Source organism: Thomasclavelia sp. (assembly GCF_047249845.1).
GTDB lineage: Bacteria > Bacillota_I > Bacilli_A > Erysipelotrichales > Coprobacillaceae > Thomasclavelia.
Genome location: NZ_JBKTWO010000014.1, coordinates 677 through 25,808, shown reverse-complemented (window position 1 = coordinate 25,808; position 25,132 = coordinate 677). Strand labels below are relative to the sequence as shown.

Sequence of the window (25,132 nt, the reverse complement as noted above, 5' to 3'; positions counted from 1 at the left end):
TTTATACCTTTGAATACAGTGCTTTAACACTAACTCCTTTAATCATACCAATCTTACCAGAAAGAGCCCCAATAACATCATTTGGTCCATCTATTATAACAGAAATAACTGAAACCTCTTTATCTTTATAGGGAATTCCCATCCTTCCAATAATATATTGGCTATACTCATGTAAAAGATCATTAATTTTATTAGCACTTTCTATCTCATAAACAAATATACCAAGTATTGCAATTCTACTATCCATTTTACCTCCTCATATAAAAAGCCATTAGAGGACATACTAATGGCTAAACATAATAAAATTAGTTTACCCTTTGATTTAGAAATATCCTTATCATTAGCTATAATACATATATTTTAACACACTTTAAATGAAAACGTTATCATTTAACTCTTTTTTCTTATAAAAGAATATAATTTGATATTAGTATATAAAAAAATCTAATGCAAAATATTGACATTAGATTTTTCTAAGATTTTTTTAATTAAAAAAGTAAACATCCTATATGTTGTTATTAAACTGATTTTCTGGATTCAATTCATCATGCAATAATAAGATTTCAATACATCTTATGTTGTTATTAAACGACTATGACTATGTAATTGTAGACAATGCTCCAGAATTTCAATACATCTTATGTTGTTATTAAACCCTAATAAATAAGCCACTTCTCATATTCCATTATACCTCAAAACCTTTATATATCAACACTTTTATGTTTTTTTACCAGCCAATTTTACTTTTTTATAATTTTTAGAAAAAATCTCTTAAAGTCTTACTCTGCCAATGGTTTTGGGGATTTAGACAAGAATTTTATTTGATAAAAAAAGAAACTTTAATTAAATAAAGTTTCTTAGTTACCACCTGGACCATCCTGACGTTCCCTATTATCTGGATAATATTTTGTATTATTATTAGTCCATTGATTGTTAACTGCAGTTTTTTGAGCCTCATTTGATTTAGATTGTTTTCTATTATTATTTTTCATTATTATCACCCCAATAATAGTTTGCTACAATATATACAAATTATTCAAATTTTACAATATTTAACAAATTCTAAATTTATTTTCCTTTTTATCTCTTGAAGCAACAATACTTGCAATTGAATGCTCAACCATATCACTTACAGCTTGTTCTGTATAAAATGCCATATGTGGTGTAAGTAAAACATTTGGCATATCTCGTAAAATCGATAATTCTCGATTTCCAATATTCCTATATTTATAATCTCCATAATATAAACCTAATTCATTTTCAATAACATCTAAAGCACACGCACCAATTTTACCACACTCTAATGCATTAATTAAATCACTAGTATTAATCACACTACCTCTTGCAGTATTAATTATTATGACCTTATCTTTCATTTTTGCAATTGTTTCTTTTCTAATAATATGATATGTATCATTATTTGCAGGGACATGGAAAGTTATAATATCACTTGTTTGAATAAGTTCATTTAAGGTTACATACTTAGCATATTTTTTTACTTCCTCTTTAATAAAAGGATCAAAAGCTATAATATCACAATCAAAACCACTCAAATTTTTAATTACTTTTTGACCTATCGCACCTGTACCAACTACACCAACCGTCATCTTTTCTAATTCTAAACCAATACTATCATTTAGTGAATAATCCCAGCTATCTGATCTTTTCATAATCATTTTCATTTTTCTAAGTGCCATTAACATTGTCATTACTGTATAATTAGCAACACTAGCAGTTGAATATGTAACATTACTTACTTCCATTTTATATTTCTTAGCTGCTTGAATATCTATATGATCATATCCTATCGTTCTTGTAGAAATATGTTTTACTCCTAAATCATGCCAGGCTTTAATAATATCTTCACTAATAGCTGTAGTTATAACACTTACCCCATGACAATTTAATGCTAATTTAGCATTTTTTAAATCAGGTGTATCATAGCATTTAATAATCTCTACATTATATAATTTACTAAACTTCTCAAAATACTTACCTTCATCAAATTCACGATAATTATATACTACAATTTTCATCCTAGTCTCCTTTTATTAATTTAATAAGTTTTATATCTAAATTCCTATATATTTATTATTCCCTCATATTTTATTTACAATTAATTTTTTAAATTAAAAAAACAATTATTTAATTAAGCATAAAACTACTCTACCTTATATAGTTTAGTACTTATTTATTAATTTGTACATAATTTTATTACCAAAATAACATAACAATAGAAACCATCATTATCAAATATTTTAATAAAGTAAACTATAATTAGTATAATTTTTTTATGTCAATTTATAATCTTTTTAACTAAAAAATCGGCTAATCACCGATTATTTTTCTGGATTTACATGTATATTACAATGTTTTACAATTGGATAAATGCTTTCAATTACATCGTGAGTTTTATGCGCTATTAAATGGGCATGTTGTAGACTATCATCACCAGCTACTTTAATTTCAATATCTACATATATCTTATTACCAAACATTCTTGTTTTAAAATCATCAATTCCTAATATTCCATCTTGTTTCTTTATTAAAGTAATCAATTCATCTTCAAAATCTTCACTACATGCATGGTCGATCATTTTATTAATTGCGTCATTAAAAATATCAAAAGCAACTTTATAGATACAAAAACAAATCACAATTCCTGCAATACAATCGAGGATATAGTAACCATAATAAAATCCAATTACCCCAATTAAACTTCCAATTGATGAAAATGCATCACTTCGATGATGCCATGCATCTGCTAATAGTGCACTTGAATTAATTCTATCTGCATTGATCTTAGTATACCAGTACATTGCCTCTTTTGAAATTATCGATATAATTGCAATAATAATTGCTAACATCCCAAAATGAATTTCATTATTAGTAACAAAGAGATTTTTAATTGCTGTATAACCTATAATACTTGCGGTTAAAAAAAGCATTACTGATAAAATAATTGCTGCCACACATTCAAATCTCTCATGACCATAAGGATGTTCTTTATCACTTTCTTTACTGGATAACCTAACTCCAATCATCACAACAACTGTACTTAAAACATCTGAAGCACTATGAATCCCATCAGAAATAATGGCATTTGACCTACAAATAAATCCAATTAATATTTTAAAAACTGATAAAATAACATTTCCAATTAAAGTTATAGTTGATACTTTTAAAACTGTTTTTTCATAATTTTCCATACTATCACCTATAATTAAAATATGAAAAATTATTAAATAAGTTCTATTTTACAGGATATCTTATCACTGTTTTTAAGTTTTCAACCTTTGTTTTTCTTGGATCACTTAGGTATATTTCATGATGTAAGCGACGTTCATTTATATCTATTTCCAGATCATTTTCTTTGATAAAATCATACATTTTTTTAATTGTAACAGCCTCATCATCATAACTTCCAATATGCATTATTTGAACACATTTGCCTTCTTCTATTTCTTCGTAATTAATTTTATTTATATCTAAATTAGGTTTTTTAGCTTTTAATTTATTTCTAGCAGACTCAAAAACATCTAATGTAACAAACTCCGGTAACCTTATCATTGATTTCCAATAAAATTTACTTTTATCACTAATCATTAAATCCTCTGGTTTTTTATCTATCCACCATAATCCTTCAAGAGGTGGAACTACATATTCAAAATAACCATCAATTTTATCATTTGTCATTTTAGACATTTTAATTGTATAAGAGATACCATATAATAATTCGAGTGCTTCTTTATATTCATCACAAGTATTAGGATCACCTTTACCACATACAGTTACATAAGTAATTTTAGGCACATCAATTAACGTTGGTTTTTGCTTTGGCAAATATAAATCTTTATATTCCTTTTTATAATCTATTTTTTTCATCTTACTGTCTCCACAATCTTTTCGAATTTTTTTACTGAAAGTATTTCATTAGTTATAAATTTACCATCATAAAACAAACTATATGTCGTAAAAATAGTTGGACTAGTCTGCGCTATATCTTTATTATCAATATATCTTATATCTATATCAATATCATTTTCATTACAATAATTATTCAACAAATCAACATATTTAGCAGTAAATGGACATTGATGCGTATAATATAACACAAAACCTTTTTCCTCTAATTCTAGTTGTTTAATTTTAAATTTTGGTTGTTTTACATCATCATGAAAAGCTAAAAACATTAACTCATATTTATCATCAATGCAATCTACTACTTCAAAATTATATTTTAATAAAAATTGTTTATCCATTAAAAATGACATCTTCTTTTTTGAAGAAAGAATAACTAATCCATCTTTATTCTTTTCTTTACTATCCAATATACAACTATCTAACAAACCTTTAGCATAACCTTGCCCTTGAAATTTCCCAGAAACCCATAAACAATCTATATACATTAAATTGCTTCCCTCAATAGGAATCCAAGCATTTTCGATTGGTAAATATTCGATAAAACATTTTCCTCGAACATCTATCTTTTTAAATATTAATCCTTCCCTAAAACGTTCCTTTAACCAATTTTTTTTTGATTTTACTTGAATATCATTATTTGATGAAATAGCACAGCAAATATGTTCTTTATCAATATTATTTTCATTAACTGTTATAATTTCCATTACAATCATCTCCTTATATTAGTATTATATCAAAACAAACCTGACACAGTCTGTCAGGTTTGTTTTATATTTAAATCTCATATTATACATTAAATTTTAATTAAATAATCTATTTCACAATTAATTATTGTTGGCAATTCTTTAATTAGTTTATTTGTTTCAATAATTACTTTATACAACTTTTTTTGTTTTAATTTAAGTTGCTCTAAATTTAACTTTATTACATCTATATCAGTTATAAGATTATCTTTTTCATTTTCAAATATTTGATACGCCCCATCTATCCCTATTAATTCTGTACATTTATTTGATGAAAAGTAATCATAAAAGGAACTAATTGCAATTAAATTTTGATATTTAGGAATAATAATTTCATTATTATAATATTCTTTTAAAGTAATTGTTGTTTTAATATAAGCAAGTTTTAAATTATAATGAAATAAAGATAATTGTTCAAGATCTAAATTATTTTGAATATCTGTTTTTTGATTTCTTTTTATAATCATAATTTCGACTCGATAAAACCACCTTAGAACTGCATATAAACTTAAAGTACAAACTATTATCCAAATAACTAAATCAATTAACTGTACAGTTTGTTTATTGATAATAAAAGATATCATAATTCCTAAAATTGGTCCTAATGAAAAAGATACTCCATAAATATAAAATCTAATTTCTTTTACTAGTTTATTAGTTTTAAATCTTTCTTTATATTCATAATCAGATAAAGATTTAATTTCATTTTCAATATATTGAATTAATTTTTGTTGTTTATATACTCTACTTTCTAATTCATATACCCCTTTAATATATTTATTCAATTCCTTTTCCTGCATATTTCTCCCACCTATTTATCATAATTGTGTCATAAACATATATTTATGTAAATTATAGTCAATATATTGAGTATAGTCAATAAATTAAGTATGGTATTCTAAATGTGGTGATATATATGATCAGTTACAAACCATTTTATGAAACTTTATATAAAAAAGGGATTACTGAATATGCCTTAATATATAAATATGGATTTTCATCAAATACTATTTATCGTATTAAACAAAATAAATCAATTACGACTAAAACAATCGATTCCCTCTGCTTTTCATTAGATTGCGAAGTTGAAGACATTATTAAACATGAAAAAAATGAATAATAAAAAGCTAGGGTTTGTTCACCCATGAACACTGCCTCTAGCTTTTTATGTTTAGTTTTCTTAAATCACATGCTTTATCGTTCTATATATAAATAAGTTGTTTACTTTTTAAAATATTTATCTCCCATAGGTTTTTAATTCTATTTATGTTATACTTTAATTATAAAGAGAGCGCTTACATAACAATGGGATAAAGTTATGTTTTCAAAAAAGGAGGGATATAAAAATTATACATTTTGATTAATTATTTTTGTTATTAATATTTTTTCGTCTTTATTTTATAGTTATGTGGGGTTCTCGTGGAACGTTAAACTATAGTAAAAGGAGAAATTTATATTATGAAAAAGATTTTAGCTTTCATGTTATCTACTTTAATATTCATAGGTTCATGCATCAATATTAGTGCTGCTCAATTACCGTCACAGGAAAATTCTATTATTCCTGTTGACCAAACTGCATTTTCAACAATGAATCCTGGAGATGTAAAATTTGTAGGTCATTCTGTATCATATATTGAACACTGTTTTTCTGCTTATCGTCAAACAAATGGAATTGTAGAAGTCACAATTAATGAAACCTTTCATACTGTAAGAGGATATTATGAAGTTCTTGCAACAGATTTAACTGGCGAATATTTTATTCCAAGTAAAAATATAGTTTATTATTCTAATTCCGAGGGTATCTACTCAATATTTTATCCAGCTGATAGTGTTTCTTCTGATGGTTATGTATATTTAAAATTTGCAGTTGCTCCAATAGATGGCAATCAACTATATAATGAACAATATTATAAAATACCTGTAGACTATAATTCTTATAACACTACAAACAGTAATTTTAGAACCTTAGAACCAGGAGAACAATTTACATCTTCTTATATTAATCAATCAGCAACATTTAATGCAAAAGCTACTAAATTAGAAAATAATTCTGTAGAAGTGGTAATAAACTTAAATGATACAAGTGGTGTATTATGGCTTAAACATAATGCAACCAGTAAAGATGGTGAAATATTTATACCCCAAAAAGATAGATCATATCACTTAACTTCTGCCCCTCAATCATATAAAGAGTATAGATTTATAATCCCTGAAAATAATGTTTCTAATACTGGATATATTTATCTAGAAGTACAATTTGAAGTAGCATCTGATATTGTAAGTGCAGACTATATAAAGTTACCAATTATCACATTATAACAACTTAATTAATAAGATGGTGTATGTTAAAAACATATTTCCATCTTTTTTATCTCTTATTTTATACTTTAAATCTGTAATTCTTTTAAAAAATTCTCTTCTTAAATTTTTAGATTGGTGTTTTTAATTACTTTTTTATAATTAAAATTTTCTATCTTCAATTTATAATTATGTTGTGTTCACATAAGATATTATACTATAGTAAAAGAATATATTTATCTAAGTGCATCATCTTTTAGAATATATCATATTTTGTGTTTAAAAACAATTACAATCTAAATAACTAATACTTGTTATACGACGCTCCTCTTTACTTAGTTATATTTTTCCAGCATAGAAAATTGAGAGTAATAATTTTTAATACAATATTTATTCTGTTTCTCAATTTTTATATTTATAGCATTTTTAGTTATGTACCGATTATTTCATTGATTAATTACATAAAGCTGTTAGATATTATCCTTTTGTCAATAAGTATAAATTAATTAAGTATCACAGACCCCTTAAAACAAAAAAGTGCAAATTCAGTAGTAATTCAAAATGACCACAAAATGCACTATACCTCAAAATATCAAGAATCAACAAAAGATATAATTAACATTATTTAAATAAAAGAAATTCCTAAAATAATATATTTATTAAATCTATCTTTTATAATCAAAACAAGTGATTAAATAGATATAAAATAAATGACTATATAAGCATGTAAGTTAATATTTAAATATATGGAATGATTCCATAACAAAGCAGGAATTCATTCAAAATTACTAAACGTATATAAATATAACTGTCCAATTAATGAAAACCAGTTAAAATTCTTACATTTATATAATTTAAAATCACAATATAATCCCAGCTTTTATACATGAAAATTTTATGACAAGTCAAGTATTATATTTCATTTACTAGTTATAATATAACAAACTTTTATAAAGTTTAGAGTATTTAAAGACTTTTATTTATATATTTTTTTTATTTTTTCTATTTCATCTAATAATTTTTCTTTTAATTCAATTGGTTCAATTATTTCAATTTGGCTGCCAAATGAAAGAATAAAACTTATTAACCAATAATTATCTGAAACACTAGTTTCCACAACATAATTACCTTCTTGATCTATTAAAATTTCACCACTATTAAACTCATCAAAAACAACACTTCCTAAACTTTTATTAAATTTTAACTTAATCTTTTTCATCATGATATGATTATCATATGTAGTTATTGGAGGTGGCGATTTAATTGCTTCATTAAATTTATCAGTAGTTAAGATTATGTCATTGATTCTTGTTAACCTAAAAATTCGATAATCTAATTTAATCAAACAATATCCTTGTAAATACCACGTATTGCTTTTAAAAAATAATTTATTAGGTAATACTTGTCGTTTAGAACTTTCACCATAAGAATTAATATAATTAAATTCTACTATCTGATTATTAATGATTGCTTCTTTTAACAAATCAAATTTATGATTAAGTTTATTATCTTGATGCCATGTACTAAAATCTATTTCAATCCAATCACGTTGTTCTTGATCAAACATGGCAGTTAATTTTGTGACTAATGATTTTTGATCAGTACCTTGTAAATGTTCAATAGTTTGGATTGCTGTTAAAATCTGTTCTTGTTCTTTTGGATTAAAAGCAGCTTTTTCTACAACAAAGCTTTCATCAATTGATATCCCACCATTATTTCCTTGAACAGTATTGATAGGAAAACCAGCTGCAAGCAACCGATCTAAATCACGATAAATAGTTCTAATTGAAACCTCAAAATAATCCGCTAATTCTTTAGCTGTAGTTTGTTTATGCTCAACTAAATAATATAAAGTTTCAAATAACCTACTAACTGACATTAATCAATCCACCCAAAATATTTACAAGCATTATAAATACCATCTTCATCACAAGCCTCAGTTACATAAGCAGCCTTTTGTTTTAATTCGTCAATAGCATTCCCCATAGCAATACTTATCCACTCATCTCTAAACATACTCAAATCATTTTTCTCGTCTCCGAAAACTACTACATCCTGATAATCCCCATTAAAATAATCTACCATCTTTTTAATACCTATAGATTTATCACCAGGTTCAACAAAAATATACTCTTTATGAAAACGACACCATGGCAAATTTTTTAAATTTTCTAACTTCTGTTCTTCTGGTGCAAAACAAGCTATATATACCTTATAAATTTCTTGAAAATCCCGAATATTTAAACCTTCTTGAACAATTGTATCCATATAGATATCATTAGTAAAATCATTAAATCTTTTATCTGGTGCTAATCGTTTTTTACTATTGTCTGGTGAAATAGCCCAAGGATAATTTTTTTCAATACACTCATCGACTAACATTAAACACTTTTCATAGTCTAATGGCTCTATTCCAATTAATTTATTAGAAATTGTAATTCCATTACCACCATCACTGACCATATTTTCAAACCCTAACTCTTTCATATGATCCACTGCCATAGCATAACTGCGCCCTGTTGCAATTGCCAAAAAATGACCAGCTTCCTTGAGTTTAGATATAGTTAATTTTGTTGATTCAGGAATATATTGTTTACCAGGTGTTCCAACTGCCAAGGTTCCATCTATATCAAAAAAGAAAAATTTACGTTTCATATTTTACCTCCTAAACCATCTTAACATAGTATTTTGATAAATTATTTAATTTACCAAACAAGAAAAATATATCTAAAGCAAGATGGCTTTGCTTTTTCCATAAACCTATAAATTTTATTTCCAAATATGCTCTACGTTAAAACCTTTAAATAAATATACACCTAATACGGCATTAAATCCAGCTACTGCAAAAACACTAAATCGTTCAAAAATACCAAAATATTCATTTGGAGCAATTCCTACCCCAACTGCTCCTATAATCATCAAAAAAAGTGTAGCAGCTGCCCATTTAGCAAGTGTCTTATATTGTTTGTACTGATAACTGCCTATTATAATTACAATTAATGAAACAATTGAAAATAATATAACTAATGGTGTTACTACAAAACCATGCATCATATCCTGAAAATTTCCAGCATAACCGCTATTTGATAACGGAAACATGGAAAATCCTATATTAGTTATCCAATTCATAACTGCAAATAAGTAAATACCTATTCGAAGTGTTTTAGTTAATTTATTTTGTACAAATACACAAACCATCATTATTGAAACCATCTGACATATCCCATATAGAGATGATAACTGATTCCATAGCATTTTAGATGGTGCATTTGCAGCACTTAAATCACTAACTGCTTGTGCCATCCAATTATAATCAGGATATGCTAAAGGACTAAAAATAACTGCCGCTATATAAGATAATAAACTAATAAGCCCTAATAGGCCCAACCAATTAATCAATGTTTTTTTCATTTAATTCTCTCCTATTATATGTTTTATAAAAATAATCAATATATTTATTGATTAACTCCTTTGTATCCAACGCTTCAACAAATACTTTATCATTTTGATAATCTATCAATGAATGAATTGTCATAGCAAAAGAAATTTCTGCCATATCTATATTTTAAAGTTCATAACTTTATGAATCTGCATTGCATAAAAAAGCTGTTTAGTTGCAAGTATCATTCTTTCTGTTTCTGTAATCATAATTTTAATTGCCTCTTTACTGAATACTCTTTCTGATATAATAAATTTATAAAATATTCTCATATTTTTATATAATTATCTACTGCACAATGTAAAACTTCTCGTGCATCCTGACCACTAACCATTTTCCCATAATCAATCGGTTCGTTATTAGTATTTTTAACACGTTCTCTTAAAAATTCATAAAGACAATTTATCAAATCATCTTTTGAAGAAAAATGACTATATAAACTTGCTTTTTGAATATTAACTTTTTTACAATCTGTGATAATGAAATATAACCTAAACCATTTTCTGAAGCAAGCTCAAAAGTTGTAAGTAAAATCTTCTCCTTTTTATTCACTAAATATCCACTCTTTAGTTAATTATTATACTACCAATCATTAGTTTTATACTAAGTATCTATTAATATTTATGAGAAAAATATAGTCTTTTATAAAAGTATTATCTAATAATAGTATGTTTAAAACAAATCATGATAGTTAGTAATATGAATTTAACTATGATATAGTATTTGTATATGCAATTAAATTTGAAAGGATATAATAAAATGGCAAAATTAGAATCTATGATGAATATTGGAAAAGAAATGAAAATAAAACTTATGTCTGTAGGTATTTATTCAGCTGAAGACTTAGTCAAGACTGGGAGTAAAGAAGCTTTCTATTTACTAAAAGAACGTTATCCAAATATATGTCTAGTTCATTTATATACACTTCAAGGAGCAATTGATAACATTGAATATAATCAACTCTCTAATAAGATAAAATGTGATTTAAAAAAGTATAGTGACAGACTAAAATAAATAGTTTTTTATTAATTTTCAATACTCTAAATTACTTAAAATTACCATAAAATGGAACCCTTTTGTATTCCCGCTTTTTTTTATTAAATCTCTTCTTACAACCTATTTTTGTATGGGTAAGGGTGATTTTGGTAATCTTCTCCTCGAATAAACATCCCCTGCTTAATTTCAATCCAAACTTTTTTAGTAATAGAACCATGAATTACATTGCTTTTTATCTTTTAATGGTTTAATTTTACCTGATGAATTAATGATGATAACTAATAAATCTATTAATATAATACCTATAATTAAAAATAACATAATATTTAATTCTCCCCTATTTACTTGATTTTTTTATTAAAACTGTCTTTACTAAAGTCTGAGCAATTTCATCAACTAAACTACTTATAAAATAAACAATCGCTCTAATAGGAACTCGGGGATGAAAATTCCCTTTTTAACATTACTTGATACATATTCCACAATTCTATTTTGTGCATATTCAGGATTTTGCTTAAATTTTAATTTTGAAAATACACTAGTCCTTCTTCAAAATCACAAACATAAAAAACTGTTAATTTAAAACAGATTCTACCACCAACTAATTTTAATAACTCCTCAATATAGTTACCTAATACAACAATATACTTGGATAGTGTTTCTTTTTCCAATTGTTTTGATGATGATATTGTATCAATATTATAATCTAATAAATTATTATAGTTTATATATTTATTAATGTAATCCACATATATTTCATCTAAACTTGTATAATAATATCTCTCATAGTTGTTAAATATAGGGGCTTGTGCTTTCAAGAATATAATTTTTCTTTATCCTTTAAGCATATATCTTCCCCAATCTTAAAAATAATTTGTCAAATATATATTACAACTAAATTAACCATTTAGATATCTGTTACTAAAATATTAAGATTATAATAAAAAAATATAAATCATTAATAAAAAAGAGCTTAAAATTCCTAATATAAGCTGTTTAGCTCAAATATACTTACTTTTATGTTGAATATTATACAAATCACCTACTGTAATCATATATTTCCAGTAACTTCTAATATATTTCCATCAGGGTCTTCTATTGTAAAATACCAATATGGTATATGAATATTTACATAATGTATTTCAGAAAGTTTCCCTATTTGTAAAAACTTTAACCTTTGATACTCTTGTCTAAGATTCTCTACTTCAAAATTAAATACTACAATATTATTATGTCCTACTTCTTCCTGTAATAAAGATTCTATATATATTTGATTAAATTTATTATGTTCTAATTTATTTCTAATTAGATTTAAATCATATTGTTTATTATAAAGTGATAAATAATTACCACAATCAAAAGTAATCCAACGATTATCATTACAATAAAGTGGTTCTTGATTTAATAAAGTTTTATAAAAATATAACGACTTTTCAATATCTTTTACACATATATACGTTGTTGCTAACTGCATTTATCTTATCCTCATCTTTAATAAATATAATTATCTATAATCTAAACTGAAATATTTATTTTACTTTCTTTTTTTATATAATTTTAAAATAATATCTCTTTTTCTTGCCATTTCATCAAAACAAGAAGCACATTTAGATGCTTTATCCTTTAATGAATCAGAATCTTTTATTAATTCTTTCACTTGTTTCATTACTATTTTTATATCACTAAGTTCTAATAAATTTATTGCTAAACAATAATATGTTTTTTTCCTACCATCATTATAATCATTTAATAATATTTTTAATATACCAGCTTTTTGTTCTAACTCATTGATAAAAGCTTTTTCACCAATTTCATTTAAATGATTAAAATCCTTAAATCTATTTCTTCCAGTAATAAAAGAATCATATTCATTGATTCTCTCATATTCATGACAAGGAAATTCACGACATTGATTACAATATTCAATTTGCTGATGATTAATTGCACATTTTTTCAAACGACAAGAATGATTATTATTACCACATCCAGGACAATACCCACCTATATACATTACACATAAATTACATGATAAACCACATAAGGAAAATAAATGGTTCTTTCGATTATATTCTTTCATGATTATACTCCATTATTAATTCTATTTCATTAGTATCTAAATCAATCTGTTCTTTAATAATCTTAAACTTTTCTTTTATATAAAAATTTACTGCTTTTTGATTTTTTTGATAAACTGACAAAGTTAAATATCTATGATCTTCTTTTATATAGTTGATCAGTTGATGACCAACATTTTGACAACGGTAATTCTTATCAACAAAAATACCTGCTATATAATTATCAACTACTCCTATAAAACCTAGTACCATATAATTTACTTCATAAACATATATATCTGTATCCAAAATCATTTGTTTAACTTCTTCATAGTACTTTAACCAATAATTTTCATCAATAAAATAATGAGCATCAAGATTAACCTCTAACCATAACTGCATAATTCTATCAATATCTATAACTTTAAATTCTCTAATCACCGTTATTTTCCTTAACTTTAAATAATACCATTTCTTTAATTAAATTAACAGGTAACTCTTGATCTATCGGTAATTGAACGGTATTTTTAGAATTAGTTTTATAAACTTTTAATTGTTCTTGAAAGCATGTGAGCGTCGCTGGTGAAGTATAAAATCCAAGATGTTTTTTATAAGCAGCAAACTGAACTAGAAAACCTTTTAGATTATAAGTCGGTACTCCCCAAGATATACATTCTTTTGCATCAGGAGCATTTTCAATAACAATTTTTCTTAAACAAATTAATTTTTCCTTAATATTATTTGGAAAACTATCAATATATTCATCTACTGTTTTAGTCATATTTAATACCCCTTAATTATTTCCGAAATAAAAAATCTTTCTTGAAACTCTGTCAAAGCTCTAATTTGTTCATTATTATAATTAGTACCTTTAGGCACAACAATCAATTTATCATCATTATCATTGATTCTTTTTATTACTGCTATTACTTTACCTGTATAATTTTCAACTGGCTCAAAAACACCCAGTAAATAAGCATCTAATTCTTCACCGTCTCCACTAATCGTTTCTGGTACATATCCATAATTAAGCAAATATATAAAATTATGTTTAGGATGTCTTGACCCTAATGGTCGATCAATTATTATATTAATCTCTTGATTTAGATAATCTACTGCTTCTACTTTTTGCATTTTTCTTCTCCTTATTTTAATTATAAGTGATTTTATTTAGATATGCAATTTAACTATAAAAAGATGCTACACTTAGCATCTTTACTCAACAGGAATTACAGAACCATCATTGTAAGTATCTGTTATAAACTTTTTGATTTTATCAGATTTTAACACTTTAACTAAAGCTTTAATTTTCTCATCTTTTTCATGACCTTTTTTACATGCTACAATATTTACATATGGGTTACTTTCATCAGCTGATTCTAGAATTATAGCATCTTTAGTTGGATTTAAACCAGCATCAATTGCATAGTTTCCATTAATTGCTACTAATGCACCTTCATTGTTTTCATAAGCACTTGTTAAAATCTCTGGTTTAATTTCTTTAAATTGTAAATTTAAAGGATTTGATTTAATATCTTCAATAGTTGCATTTTGTACTTTAACCTTGCTATCTAATTCAATCACACCAGCTTCTTCTAAGATTGCTAATACACGACCATGATCTGCAACTGAATTAGAAATAACGATCACATCATTTTTCTTTAATTCTTTTAAATCTTTAATTTGTTTTGAGTAGAAACCAAATGGTTCAATATGTACTCCACCTGCATTAACTAAATTATAATCATTCTCTTCAATATCATTTTCAAAAAATGGAATATGTTGAAAAAAATTTGCATCTACATCACCATTATTTAATGACTTATTAATAATATAATAATCATCTAAAATCTTTATTTCTAAATCAATATTATATTCATCTTTTAAAATTGATTTTGCTTCAGTTAAAATATCTCCATGAGGTTTTGAAGTTGCAGCCACTAATAAAGTGTTTTTATCACGTTCTCCACTTCCACCACATGCAGTTAATGTAATTGCTAATAATAAACTAATAATTCCAGTAAATAATTTTTTCATAATTTTTCCTACCTCTTATCTATCTTTCTAACAAAATAATCTCCAATAAACTGAATAATAAACACAATAATTAATATTAAAATTGTTGCTGTATACATTATATAGTTATTATTTCTAACCATTCCATATAAATATGCTAAATTTCCTAATCCTCCTGCTCCAATAGCTCCAGCCATCGCAGTATAACCAACTAATGATATCCCCATAACTGTAATTGATGAAATCAGCGCCGGTTTGGCTTCAGGAATTAATATTTTAATAATAATTTGCCAATTATTCGCTCCCATTGCCTTACTCGCCTCAATTGTACCACTATCAACTTCATTAAGAGCAATCATTACCATTCTGCCATAAAATGGTGCACTAGATAAGATTAACGAAGGCAATGCCGCCTTTGCTCCAATCATTGATCCTACTAAAGTTGTTGTTAATGGTAATAACAAGATCAATAAAATTATATATGGGATCGCTCTTAACACATTAACAATTAAATTTAAAACTTTATTAACAAATGAATTAGGATATAAACCATCTTCTTGTGTCAAATAAATTGTGATTCCCAAAATTAATCCAATAATTACTGCAAAAATCAAAGATATAAATGTCATAAATAATGTTTCATTTAAAGCATTAACCATCATATTAATATCAATATTTTCTAAAATATTACTCATTTACATCACCTCTACTTTAGTCAAATATTTTTCAAATAATGTTTTTACTATTTGATAGTCTCCAATTACTTGTAAGATCATAATCCCAAATGAACTGTCAATCGTATTATTTAAATTTGCTTCAATAACATTAATATCTGCATCACATTCTCTAATTACCTTTGTTAAAACCGATTGACGACTTACTTTCTCATCAAAAATAACTTTTAACAACTCTCCTTGAGAATAAATTTGTTTTAATATTTCTTCATTAAAATCATTATGACCTTTTACTTCCTGAACAAAGCTTTTAGTCACCGAATGTTTAGGAGCAGTAAATATTTCTTTGACAGTACCAGTTTCAATTACCTTTCCCTCAGACATAACAGCAATATGATTACATATTTTTTGTACAACTTCCATTTGATGAGTAATCATAATTATTGTTATTTTTAACTTTTTATTTATTTCTGATAATAAATCTAAGATTGATTTAGTTGTGTCAGGATCCAAAGCACTAGTCGCTTCATCACATAAAAGAATCTTCGGATCATTGGCTAAAGCCCGAGCAATTCCAACCCGTTGTTTTTGCCCGCCCGATAATTCACTAGGATAAGCATTTTCACGACCAGTTAATCCAACCAGTTTAATTAATTCTTGAACTTTACTTTGACGTATCTGTTTATCTTTATTACCTGCAATTTCTAAAGCTAATTCTATATTTTCACTAACTGTCCGTGACCATAATAAATTAAAATGCTGAAATATCATGCCTATTTTAGTTCTTAATTTTCTAAGTTCATTTGAAGATAAATCTCCTAGATTTTGATTATCAATAAAAATCTTTCCACTATCTTGAATTTCTAGTTGATTAATCAAACGTACTAACGTTGATTTACCTGCTCCACTATAACCAATTATTCCATAGATATCACCATCTTCAATAGTTAATGAGACATCATCAACAGCTATTACCTCTCGACTTTTTAATCGATATACTTTACTAACTCGTTTAATCTCAATCATAAAACCCTCCTTAAAATATAAAAACCCGTCCTCTACAAAGGACGAGTTATAACCCGTGTTACCACCTTAATTCATTATTACCTCACAGTAATAACCTCTTCGAGTACTATCATACTCTAGCGCGCTAACGGGCACACCCGTCATAGACTAAATATCGCCTATAAGACTCCAAGACCATCTTCATCCACATTCACTTATCCTTTTCCACCACCCAAGGATTCTCTATCAAGCTACCATGAACTACTCTTCTTTTCATTGTCGTTGGAATTATATTAACCAAATATATTTAAAAAGTCAAGAATAATTTTAAAATAATTCCTACTATTTTACTATGGTTGTTTTTATTAACTTATTTATCCCCATTTAAATCATCATTTATTCAAATTACTTGAATTAAGATAATATCTTTATATAATTATTATCAGGAGGTCCTTATGAAAGAAATAGAAAATAAAATAATTGAATTTGTTCAAGCACGTAAATGGGATCAATTAGAGCATCCTGATAGTTTAATTAAAAGTATTGCTATTGAAGCAGGTGAACTACTTGAATGTATTCAATGGAATAATGAATATGACAGAGATAAAATCAGTGAAGAATTAGCTGATGTAATGATTTATTGTTTTCAATTAGCCTACTCATTAAATCTTGATACTGATAAAATCATCACTGAAAAACTTATTAAAAATACTAAAAAATATCCAGTTAAAAATTAATTCATCGATGATGAATTTTTTATTTTGCAAAGTTAACTTGACAAAACATGCAAAGTTAACTATACTTTATATGTAAAGCAAGCTTTGCAACTAAGGAGTGGTACGATGAAAACTAGAATTCCTGAACTTAGAAAAGCTAGAAAAATTTCTCAGGAGGAATTAGCAAGGTCTGTCGGGGTAACCCGACAGACAATTACCTCAATTGAGGTAGGCAAATATACTGCCTCGTTGATTTTAGCATATAAAATAGCTAAATATTTTGATTTAATGATTGAAGATGTATTTGACTTTGAGGAGGAGATTATTAATGGATAAAAGAATTATTTTAGCTCGTGAAGATTTAAAAAAAACAAATTATTATATGATTGCTTTAATGGTTGCTTCATTAATATTAATTATTCTATTTTTTAATAATGTTTTAACTGTTAATTCGACCAATGAGCATTACAAAGACTTTGTCCGCGGTTATCAAGCTGGTTTATCATGCTCGTTATTTGTATTTCCTTGTATCAATTTAGTTTCTAACTTTTTTTTAGTAAAAAATGAAACTAAATTAATTAATAAATATATAAATGATCATGATGAAAGAAAACTATTTATATATGATAAAGTTGGCAATAATTCTGTATTTACTATAGAAATAACTAGTATGGCATTAGTATCCGTAATAGCTCCATTATATAGCTTCGATCTATTATTAGGAATCATTACTTGTATCTTTATTATTTTAATTATTCGTGGTTGTTTATATTTGTATTATAATAAAAAGTATTAATTGACAAAAAGTAATATATATTTGACATTATAACAATTATAGATTACTATATATTTGAGGTGATAAGATGGCTAAAAATTTAAGAATCAAAGCAGCTCGAGCTGCTTTAGATATGACTCAAAAAGATTTAGCCGATGCGGTAGGCGTATCACGTCAAACAATGAACGCCATCGAAAAAGGCGATTATAATCCTACTGTTAAGCTTTGTATCAAGATTTGTAAAGTTTTGAATAAAAGCTTAGATGAATTGTTTTGGGAGGATATTATTGATGAAGAAATTTAAATCATTATTTAAATGCAAACTTGATGAACGAGAATTAAAAATTAGGGGGAACATCTATTTTAAAAGTTTTTCTATTTTGAGTTTTATAATAGTTGCTCTGTTCTTTAGTCAAGAGATGTTTGATTTCGATCCTCTTATTAATGATTGGGAATATTTAATTGCTCTTTTTATTAGTTTAACATATTGTATTGTCTCGATGATCTATTATGAGATATATCCCCTAACTAAACCCCGTTATCGAATCTTATTTATTTTATCAGGAATATATGGGGTTGGTTTTTTTGGATACTATACTATGCTGGTTTTTCAAGGAAATCCGCTGATTATTAATAATCAGCTTTCTGTAGTTGGCTGTGAATTAATATTCACCTCATTTTATATCATTATTTTTATCGCCTATGTAATTAAAGTTATCTATAATCATTATCATCAAGAAGATGATAATTAATGGAGGGAAGAAAATGTTAAGAGTTGAAAATTTAACCAAGACATTTAAAAAGGTAAATGCCGTTGAAAATGTTTCTTTTGAAGTTAATCCAGGAGAAATCATTGGTTTGCTTGGTGAAAATGGCGCTGGTAAAACAACGACATTACGAATGGTAGCAACGATGTTGAAACCAACTAGCGGAAACGCAATTATCGATGATTATAATATTATTGATAATCCTAGTAAAATTAGGGAAAGAATTGGGATCTTATTTGGTGGCGATGTTGCTTTATATGATCGTTTAACAGGACGCGAAAATATGACTTATTTTGCTAAATTAAACGGTATGAATGATGATGAAGCTAAACAAGCAGTTGATCAAATCGCTCGTGATTTAGAAATGGTCGACTATATTGATCGTCCGGTAGGAAAATACAGTCGGGGGATGAAACAAAAAGTCTCTTTGGCTCGTAGTATTATCCATCATCCTGATGTTATGTTATTTGATGAACCGACAACAGGTTTGGATGTTTTATCAAGTAAATTAATTCATGATTTTATTTTAAAGTGTAAACAAGAAAATAAAGCTATTGTTTTTTCTAGTCATAATATGTATGAAACTGAAAAATTATGTGATCGTATTATTATTATTCATAAAGGTAAAATTGTTGCTAGTGGTACAATTGAACAATTAAAAAAGGATTATCAAAAAGATAATCTAGAAGAATTATTTATTGAATGTATTGGAGGTGACAATAATGAATAATATAATGACAATTGTAAAAAAAGAATTTAAAGATATTTTAAGAGATCGTAAGACATTATTAATGACTTTTGTTATTCCTATTGTTGTTATGCCTTTAATCTTTACTTTTATCTTTTCATCTGTTGGGGATATGGCTGCTCCAAGCGAAGATAATAAATATAAAATTGTTTTAGATACAAATAATCCTGAAATAAAAGCTATTTTTGAAGAAGCTGGAATTTATGAACTTGTTAATAGTAAAGACCCTATCAATGAAGCTTATGATGGTAAAATTACAGCATACATTGTTGCAAAAGATATAAATGAATCATTAATAAAAGGTACGACCCCAGAGGTAGACCTATATTATGATACTACATCTCAGCGTGCAATGACCGCTATTAGCACAGTGCAAACAATGTTTAGCAACTACCAAAACAGCTATTTAGCCTCATATTTAGAAGCAAATAATCTCTCAAGTAAAATACTACAACCTTTTACTTATAATGAGCATGCTAAAGATGAAGAAGCTGACAGTATGTCATTAATGATGTTAGGGATGTTGATTCCAATGATGATTATTGGCTATTCTGGTTCCGGAATCGTTCCAATTGCTACTGATTTAGGAGCTGGTGAAAAAGAGCGTGGAACTTTAGAACCATTGCTTTCTACCAGTATATCAAGAAGTTCTATTTTAATTGGCAAGCTGATCGTTACAGCTACGTTTGGAAGTATTACATCGATCCTATCTGCTGTGGGGTTACTATTAGCCTTTAAATTTGGAATGAGTGATACTATGGCTATTACGATTGATCTATCAATTCAAAGTATGTTATTAATTGTTTTATTAGCTGTATTATATGTGATTTTTATCTCTGCAGTAATGTTATTAGTTTCAACATATGCTCGTTCATTAAAAGAGGCTAATACGTATTTAACACCCGTTACTTTAATTCCTGTATTACTTTCAGTAATTACTATGTACATGGAACCAAGTTCTGTTTCAATGGCAATGATGAATATTCCAATTTTGAATGTAGTTATTGTAATTAAAGAAATCATTTTTAATCAATTAAACTATACACATTTATATATGACAATTGGCTGGTCAGTAGTATATGTAATAATCGCTATGATTGGTGCAAAGATGATGTATGAAAAAGAAGAAGTAATTTTTAGAGCTTAGAGTTATTACCTAATGATATAATTCTAATAAATCCCGCTTTCATTTTATTATGGTAAGCGTCAAATCAATAAACTCTAGGAAATAGTGAATCAGTCATATAAAATGAAACTACCAATTAAAAAGGAAGAACTGAAATAACTACAGCTCTATTAAACTGTTATCTTAACAGTAATAATAGAGCCTTTTAGTTTGACACTTATATAATAAACTTTCTTAAACCAGTTATTCTACTTGATTTTCTGTTTTTAAAGTGAATGGACAACAAATAATTTAATAATATCTGGTTGTTTAACTTATTAAAATCATGCATATCAATTTCTTCAAGATAAGCAAGAAAATAAAGGGCGTCATGTAATTTACAAATTAAAGTTTTATTTAAATATCCTTCTACATCCATGAATTTTTGATACTCATAAATAACTTTAAACGAATATATCAGATGTTGGAGTCAAGCATAAATTGGTTGGATATACTTTCCCCTTATCAAGAGTTCCATAATAATTATCGTTTAATAAATAATTCTTCTATATCTTTAGATAGTACATTTAGCGAATTTAAAAGTACATTCATCTAGCCAACAGCTATAAATTTCAAAAGAAAATATTCATTCTTCTTTTTCCATCAAAGAATTAATAATTTTTACAATACCATCATAACGCAATAGCTCCTTATTATGATAATCATAAAAATGTTTTTATCTTTACTTTCATATCTTTTGCAAGAACTTTAAAATTGTTCATATATAATCATCTCCTTGAGATAATTACAACTATTTTATGCCGATAAATCAAATAACAAGTAATGATAAAATCACAGTTTATAAGTGTTTTATTGGCATAAGTTTCAACTGTTGGAAAACATAATAACAAAAATGTAATCCAAGAGTCTATGAAAAATCAAGTTAAACAAGATGAGTATAAACAGTTAGCTTTGTATATAAAGTAAAACTACTTAATAAAGATACCACATTGCTTGTTGCAGGAAGCTTCTAAGTATTTTAATTACCGTTTTAATTATGATGAATATATTTAAACATTTTATATTAGATAGAAAAACATGAATTTATTAATAGTATAGATTTTATTTAAATATTTATATATTCAAAATTCTAACCTCTATAATGCATATAATAGTAAATAAAAAATCAGATTTTACACTTTTGTGAAATTTCTGATTTTTTTATTTTTTATACAAAACTATGTTCAATCTGCATTACTGTAAAATAACTAGGATCAATAGCCTTTAATCTTTCATTTATTTGTTCTTTCAATACCTTATGTTTTATTTGATCATTAGAAGGAATTAATACATCAAAAATCAAATTAGTATGAGTTGGTCCTGAAACAATTCTAAAATCATGGATACTATATTCATCATTTATTTCTTTAACAACTCCTATTACAATCTCTTTTAATTCATTAGTCAAAGCATCACTAGAATCGATTGGATCCATATGAATAGTTGTTAAAATATGATACTTATCTAAAACTGCTCTTTCGATTCTATCCATTGCATCATGTGTTGCCATAATATTTTCATTACAATCAACTTCTACATGCAATGTTAAAAATCTTCTACCGGGTCCATAATCATGCATCATTAAATCATGAATTCCTAAAGCTTCAGGATATGATAAAACATACTCCTCAAGTTCTTTAATTAATTCTTTATCTGGTGCCATTCCTAATAAGGGATCTACAGTATCTTTAAAGATTCCAATTCCTGCTTTTAAAACAATGGCTGAAACAATGGCTCCCATTATTCCATCTATTGGTAAATCAGTATATAGTGATAAAATTAGAGATATTAAAGTTGCTGAAGTTGCTAAAACGTCATTTAAACTATCTTGACTAGCTGCTAATAGTGTTGCTGAGTTGATATTTTTTGAAGCATAGCGATTAAAAGCTGCCATCCATAGTTTGATTAAAATTGAAACAACTAAAATAATAACTGCAACAATTGTAAAATTAACTTTCTCAGGATCAACTATTTTAAAAATTGAATCTCGTAAAGCTTGAAAACCAACTAATAGAATTAAAAATGCAATAATTAGACCTGCTACATATTCAATTCGTCCATGTCCATAAGGATGTTCAATATCAGGATGTTTATTTGCAAGTTTAAAACCAAATAATGAAGCTAAATTACTACCTACATCAGATAAATTATTTAATCCATCTGCTTGAATAGCAATACTGTGTGTAATAGCTCCCATTGTAAGTTTAAAAATAACTAAAACAATATTACACCCAATCGATACAATCGAACAAAGTGTGCCATATTGTTCTCTTACTTTAGAGTTATTAAATTCAGTATTATTTTTAATAAATTTCTTTGCTAAAAATTTAAACATTTTAATCTAAATGATATATATAAATATCTTTTTTATTAATTTCAATTAAATTAGCTTCAATTAATTCATCTAAATACTTAGCAACTTTCTCTTGATTAACTTCTTTATTAGCTAAAATAGCTAATGTTTGCCCAATTACCGGATTATCAATCTTTAATAAAGCCAAATTTTCTTGATTATAAACAGGTTTTTTTAATAATGTATCTAACAAAGCTACATAAGCTAGTTTAGTTTCTAATCGTACATTTCCAAACTTACTACCACTAAAAAGTACTTTAGGCATATAGTATCCACTATCATCTACAGTATCCTTTAAACTTTTTAATAATTCTTTATTGTATAATTCCATGTCTTTACCTCCAAATATATAGTACCCATTATATCATAAACCCAATAACAATATGACAATTATTTGAAATATTTCTAAATAAAGAAAATGATCAGCTTTAACTGATCATTAACCTTTTAATTAAATATCCTTTTTTTAGAAATAACAAAGATTCCTAAAGAAACTATCATCACTCCAAAATAACCCATATAATCAAGACAATCACCAGTCTTAACGGCAGTCTTAATATCATCTTTAGGTGGAACAATCGGTTTAGTTTCTAAACTTACATTTATATCAAACTCTGCTATTTTTTCAATACCATTTTCTAAATAAACAGCTTTAACAGTTTGTTTTCCTAATTTATCTGCATCATATCCACTAATATTTGATAACTCAGTCACATCTCGCTTATAACCACTATCATAACTAGCAATAACTTTAATATCTAAAATCTCACCCTTTTTATATTCACTATTGCCTTCAATCGTAAGATTTTGTAAAACTGATAATGGTAAATCTTCCTGAGAAATTTTAACTCCAGCAATTTGACTAACACCATTTGCTTGTAACTCAAATGACTCATAACCTTGTGTACCAGTAGTAAATCCAGCATTACTAACAATCGTTAGTAATTGATCCCCTGCTTCATAAGCAGAAAGTAATAATTGTGAATTATATAAAACACAACCACGTGGTACATGATAATCACTAGTAATCATTGCAATCGATTTAATTTGTGGAAATGAACTTCTTAAAATCGCATATGTAAACTTTGCATTTTCAACTGTACTTTTTGATTTATTTTCAATAATTATCCGATCAGCAGAAAGTCCATTAGCAATTAGCCATTCCGCCATTAAATCGGCCTCTGTAGCATCTGGATTATCAGCAGCTGTTCCACCACCTGTACAAGCTACATATGCATTAGGATATTTCTTCGCACTAGCAAGAGCAACACTTAATCGTCCAATCAACTCGTCCTTCATAGTACCATCAGGATTTAACTGAAAACCTAATACTACAAAACATAAACTATTATCATTAACTAACCCATCAGGAACAACATCACGATTTACAACCATGTCTTTATTAACGTAGATCCAATAGTTCATGATTTTTTCCCAAGCTTCACCAGTGTTAGCATGA

General features: G+C 26.5%; 34 protein-coding genes and 1 other annotated feature. Of the genes, 10 read left to right on the top strand and 24 right to left on the bottom strand.

The genetic code is table 11. The features are described from left to right. Position 1 precedes the first annotated feature (1 nt). The 7 genes from ACLR9T_RS05430 to ACLR9T_RS05400 form a co-directional block, all read right to left on the bottom strand. The gene (locus tag ACLR9T_RS05430) at positions 2 to 247 is read right to left on the bottom strand and encodes a TM1266 family iron-only hydrogenase system putative regulator (RefSeq protein ID WP_413108517.1); all 246 of its coding nucleotides are present in this window, start codon (positions 245 to 247) and stop codon (positions 2 to 4) included. A 610-nt stretch (positions 248 to 857) separates the two neighbouring features. Further along, entirely contained in the window at positions 858 to 992 is a 135-nt protein-coding gene (locus ACLR9T_RS05425; RefSeq protein WP_257606870.1) for a hypothetical protein, read from the bottom strand. 60 nt (positions 993 to 1,052) lie between these two features. Continuing rightward, on the bottom strand, positions 1,053 to 2,036 hold the full coding sequence (locus tag ACLR9T_RS05420) for a D-isomer specific 2-hydroxyacid dehydrogenase family protein (protein ID WP_413108516.1): 984 nt from the start codon (positions 2,034 to 2,036) through the stop codon (positions 1,053 to 1,055). 303 nt (positions 2,037 to 2,339) lie between these two features. Next, the gene (locus ACLR9T_RS05415) at positions 2,340 to 3,209 is read right to left on the bottom strand and encodes a cation diffusion facilitator family transporter (RefSeq protein ID WP_413108515.1); all 870 of its coding nucleotides are present in this window, start codon (positions 3,207 to 3,209) and stop codon (positions 2,340 to 2,342) included. A gap of 43 nt (positions 3,210 to 3,252) precedes the next feature. Continuing rightward, positions 3,253 to 3,885, bottom strand: coding sequence for a GyrI-like domain-containing protein (locus ACLR9T_RS05410; protein WP_413108514.1), 633 nt, complete (start codon positions 3,883 to 3,885; stop codon positions 3,253 to 3,255). Then, the gene (locus tag ACLR9T_RS05405) at positions 3,882 to 4,628 is read right to left on the bottom strand and encodes a YoaP domain-containing protein (protein ID WP_413108513.1); all 747 of its coding nucleotides are present in this window, start codon (positions 4,626 to 4,628) and stop codon (positions 3,882 to 3,884) included. Before ACLR9T_RS05405 ends, ACLR9T_RS05410 begins: the two co-directional genes overlap by 4 nt. Before the next feature lie 89 nt (positions 4,629 to 4,717). Next, the gene (locus tag ACLR9T_RS05400) at positions 4,718 to 5,467 is read right to left on the bottom strand and encodes a hypothetical protein (protein ID WP_413108512.1); all 750 of its coding nucleotides are present in this window, start codon (positions 5,465 to 5,467) and stop codon (positions 4,718 to 4,720) included. Between the two features lie 116 nt (positions 5,468 to 5,583). Here ACLR9T_RS05400 and ACLR9T_RS05395 point away from each other — a divergent pair, with 116 nt between their 5' ends. After that, positions 5,584 to 5,787, top strand: coding sequence for a helix-turn-helix domain-containing protein (locus ACLR9T_RS05395; RefSeq protein ID WP_413108511.1), 204 nt, complete (start codon positions 5,584 to 5,586; stop codon positions 5,785 to 5,787). A gap of 338 nt (positions 5,788 to 6,125) precedes the next feature. Further along, a complete protein-coding gene (locus ACLR9T_RS05390) occupies positions 6,126 to 6,986 on the top strand; it encodes a hypothetical protein (RefSeq protein ID WP_413108510.1) in 861 nt (286 codons plus the stop codon). Between the two features lie 955 nt (positions 6,987 to 7,941). On the opposite strand, the gene ACLR9T_RS05385 is transcribed toward ACLR9T_RS05390, so the two are convergent. From ACLR9T_RS05385 to ACLR9T_RS05365, 5 genes are all read right to left on the bottom strand, one after another. Further along, on the bottom strand, positions 7,942 to 8,844 hold the full coding sequence (locus ACLR9T_RS05385; RefSeq protein WP_413108509.1) for a helix-turn-helix transcriptional regulator: 903 nt from the start codon (positions 8,842 to 8,844) through the stop codon (positions 7,942 to 7,944). Continuing rightward, positions 8,844 to 9,620: an HAD-IIB family hydrolase gene (locus ACLR9T_RS05380; RefSeq protein WP_413108508.1), complete on the bottom strand. Its 777-nt coding sequence runs from the start codon at positions 9,618 to 9,620 to the stop codon at positions 8,844 to 8,846. The genes ACLR9T_RS05385 and ACLR9T_RS05380 overlap by 1 nt, the downstream gene beginning before the upstream one ends. A gap of 114 nt (positions 9,621 to 9,734) precedes the next feature. Further along, the gene (locus tag ACLR9T_RS05375; RefSeq protein ID WP_413108507.1) at positions 9,735 to 10,376 is read right to left on the bottom strand and encodes a DUF998 domain-containing protein; all 642 of its coding nucleotides are present in this window, start codon (positions 10,374 to 10,376) and stop codon (positions 9,735 to 9,737) included. Then, entirely contained in the window at positions 10,357 to 10,521 is a 165-nt protein-coding gene (locus ACLR9T_RS05370) for a hypothetical protein (RefSeq protein WP_413108506.1), read from the bottom strand. Before ACLR9T_RS05370 ends, ACLR9T_RS05375 begins: the two co-directional genes overlap by 20 nt. Before the next feature lie 151 nt (positions 10,522 to 10,672). Further along, entirely contained in the window at positions 10,673 to 10,813 is a 141-nt protein-coding gene (locus ACLR9T_RS05365) for a hypothetical protein (RefSeq protein WP_413108505.1), read from the bottom strand. A gap of 350 nt (positions 10,814 to 11,163) precedes the next feature. On the opposite strand from ACLR9T_RS05365, the gene ACLR9T_RS05360 reads away from it, so the two are divergent. Beyond that, positions 11,164 to 11,418, top strand: coding sequence for a TfoX/Sxy family DNA transformation protein (locus ACLR9T_RS05360; RefSeq protein WP_413108504.1), 255 nt, complete (start codon positions 11,164 to 11,166; stop codon positions 11,416 to 11,418). Positions 11,419 to 11,921: 503 nt separating this feature from the next. On the opposite strand, the gene ACLR9T_RS05355 is transcribed toward ACLR9T_RS05360, so the two are convergent. The 9 genes from ACLR9T_RS05355 to ACLR9T_RS05315 form a co-directional block, all read right to left on the bottom strand. Beyond that, positions 11,922 to 12,149: a hypothetical protein gene (locus ACLR9T_RS05355; RefSeq protein ID WP_413108503.1), complete on the bottom strand. Its 228-nt coding sequence runs from the start codon at positions 12,147 to 12,149 to the stop codon at positions 11,922 to 11,924. Positions 12,150 to 12,451: 302 nt separating this feature from the next. Continuing rightward, complete coding sequence (locus tag ACLR9T_RS05350; protein WP_413108502.1) at positions 12,452 to 12,874, bottom strand: VOC family protein; 423 nt, start codon at positions 12,872 to 12,874, stop codon at positions 12,452 to 12,454. A gap of 60 nt (positions 12,875 to 12,934) precedes the next feature. Beyond that, positions 12,935 to 13,477, bottom strand: a complete 543-nt coding sequence (locus tag ACLR9T_RS05345) for a DUF3795 domain-containing protein (protein ID WP_413108501.1) — start codon at positions 13,475 to 13,477, stop codon at positions 12,935 to 12,937. Next, entirely contained in the window at positions 13,464 to 13,895 is a 432-nt protein-coding gene (locus tag ACLR9T_RS05340) for a GNAT family N-acetyltransferase (protein WP_413108500.1), read from the bottom strand. The genes ACLR9T_RS05345 and ACLR9T_RS05340 overlap by 14 nt, the downstream gene beginning before the upstream one ends. Then, the gene (locus ACLR9T_RS05335; RefSeq protein WP_413108499.1) at positions 13,888 to 14,235 is read right to left on the bottom strand and encodes an iron chaperone; all 348 of its coding nucleotides are present in this window, start codon (positions 14,233 to 14,235) and stop codon (positions 13,888 to 13,890) included. Before ACLR9T_RS05335 ends, ACLR9T_RS05340 begins: the two co-directional genes overlap by 8 nt. Before the next feature lie 2 nt (positions 14,236 to 14,237). Continuing rightward, positions 14,238 to 14,588: an inorganic diphosphatase gene (locus tag ACLR9T_RS05330; RefSeq protein WP_413108498.1), complete on the bottom strand. Its 351-nt coding sequence runs from the start codon at positions 14,586 to 14,588 to the stop codon at positions 14,238 to 14,240. Positions 14,589 to 14,669: 81 nt separating this feature from the next. Beyond that, positions 14,670 to 15,491, bottom strand: coding sequence for a MetQ/NlpA family ABC transporter substrate-binding protein (locus ACLR9T_RS05325; RefSeq protein ID WP_413108497.1), 822 nt, complete (start codon positions 15,489 to 15,491; stop codon positions 14,670 to 14,672). Positions 15,492 to 15,499: 8 nt separating this feature from the next. Next, positions 15,500 to 16,165: a methionine ABC transporter permease gene (locus ACLR9T_RS05320; RefSeq protein WP_413108496.1), complete on the bottom strand. Its 666-nt coding sequence runs from the start codon at positions 16,163 to 16,165 to the stop codon at positions 15,500 to 15,502. After that, positions 16,166 to 17,170, bottom strand: a complete 1,005-nt coding sequence (locus ACLR9T_RS05315; protein ID WP_413108495.1) for a methionine ABC transporter ATP-binding protein — start codon at positions 17,168 to 17,170, stop codon at positions 16,166 to 16,168. Positions 17,171 to 17,204: 34 nt separating this feature from the next. Then, positions 17,205 to 17,435 (bottom strand) — a binding site (T-box leader). A gap of 169 nt (positions 17,436 to 17,604) precedes the next feature. Here ACLR9T_RS05315 and ACLR9T_RS05310 point away from each other — a divergent pair. From ACLR9T_RS05310 to ACLR9T_RS05280, 7 genes are all read left to right on the top strand, one after another. Further along, the gene (locus tag ACLR9T_RS05310; protein ID WP_413108494.1) at positions 17,605 to 17,886 is read left to right on the top strand and encodes a nucleotide pyrophosphohydrolase; all 282 of its coding nucleotides are present in this window, start codon (positions 17,605 to 17,607) and stop codon (positions 17,884 to 17,886) included. Positions 17,887 to 17,991: 105 nt separating this feature from the next. Then, positions 17,992 to 18,201, top strand: a complete 210-nt coding sequence (locus tag ACLR9T_RS05305) for a helix-turn-helix transcriptional regulator (RefSeq protein WP_413108493.1) — start codon at positions 17,992 to 17,994, stop codon at positions 18,199 to 18,201. Then, a complete protein-coding gene (locus ACLR9T_RS05300; RefSeq protein ID WP_413108492.1) occupies positions 18,194 to 18,661 on the top strand; it encodes a hypothetical protein in 468 nt (155 codons plus the stop codon). The genes ACLR9T_RS05305 and ACLR9T_RS05300 overlap by 8 nt, the downstream gene beginning before the upstream one ends. Positions 18,662 to 18,728: 67 nt before the next feature. Continuing rightward, positions 18,729 to 18,944 (top strand): helix-turn-helix transcriptional regulator, encoded by a 216-nt coding sequence (locus tag ACLR9T_RS05295; RefSeq protein ID WP_413108491.1) that lies wholly within the window; start codon positions 18,729 to 18,731, stop codon positions 18,942 to 18,944. Further along, positions 18,931 to 19,392 carry a hypothetical protein gene (locus tag ACLR9T_RS05290; protein WP_413108490.1) on the top strand — a complete coding sequence of 154 codons (462 nt, stop codon included), beginning with the start codon at positions 18,931 to 18,933 and terminating at the stop codon, positions 19,390 to 19,392. Before ACLR9T_RS05295 ends, ACLR9T_RS05290 begins: the two co-directional genes overlap by 14 nt. A gap of 13 nt (positions 19,393 to 19,405) precedes the next feature. Further along, positions 19,406 to 20,137 carry an ATP-binding cassette domain-containing protein gene (locus ACLR9T_RS05285; RefSeq protein ID WP_413108489.1) on the top strand — a complete coding sequence of 244 codons (732 nt, stop codon included), beginning with the start codon at positions 19,406 to 19,408 and terminating at the stop codon, positions 20,135 to 20,137. Continuing rightward, positions 20,130 to 21,302: an ABC transporter permease gene (locus ACLR9T_RS05280; protein ID WP_413108488.1), complete on the top strand. Its 1,173-nt coding sequence runs from the start codon at positions 20,130 to 20,132 to the stop codon at positions 21,300 to 21,302. Before ACLR9T_RS05285 ends, ACLR9T_RS05280 begins: the two co-directional genes overlap by 8 nt. A gap of 1,186 nt (positions 21,303 to 22,488) precedes the next feature. Here the strand turns inward: ACLR9T_RS05280 and ACLR9T_RS05275 are convergent. The 3 genes from ACLR9T_RS05275 to ACLR9T_RS05265 all read right to left on the bottom strand — a co-directional run. Next, the gene (locus ACLR9T_RS05275) at positions 22,489 to 23,655 is read right to left on the bottom strand and encodes a cation diffusion facilitator family transporter (RefSeq protein WP_413108487.1); all 1,167 of its coding nucleotides are present in this window, start codon (positions 23,653 to 23,655) and stop codon (positions 22,489 to 22,491) included. A gap of 1 nt (position 23,656) precedes the next feature. Beyond that, positions 23,657 to 24,004, bottom strand: coding sequence for a hypothetical protein (locus tag ACLR9T_RS05270; protein ID WP_413108486.1), 348 nt, complete (start codon positions 24,002 to 24,004; stop codon positions 23,657 to 23,659). 116 nt (positions 24,005 to 24,120) lie between these two features. Then, positions 24,121 to 25,132, bottom strand: a 1,012-nt coding sequence (locus ACLR9T_RS05265) for a YdcF family protein (RefSeq protein ID WP_413108485.1), incomplete at its 5' end; no start/stop codon positions are given.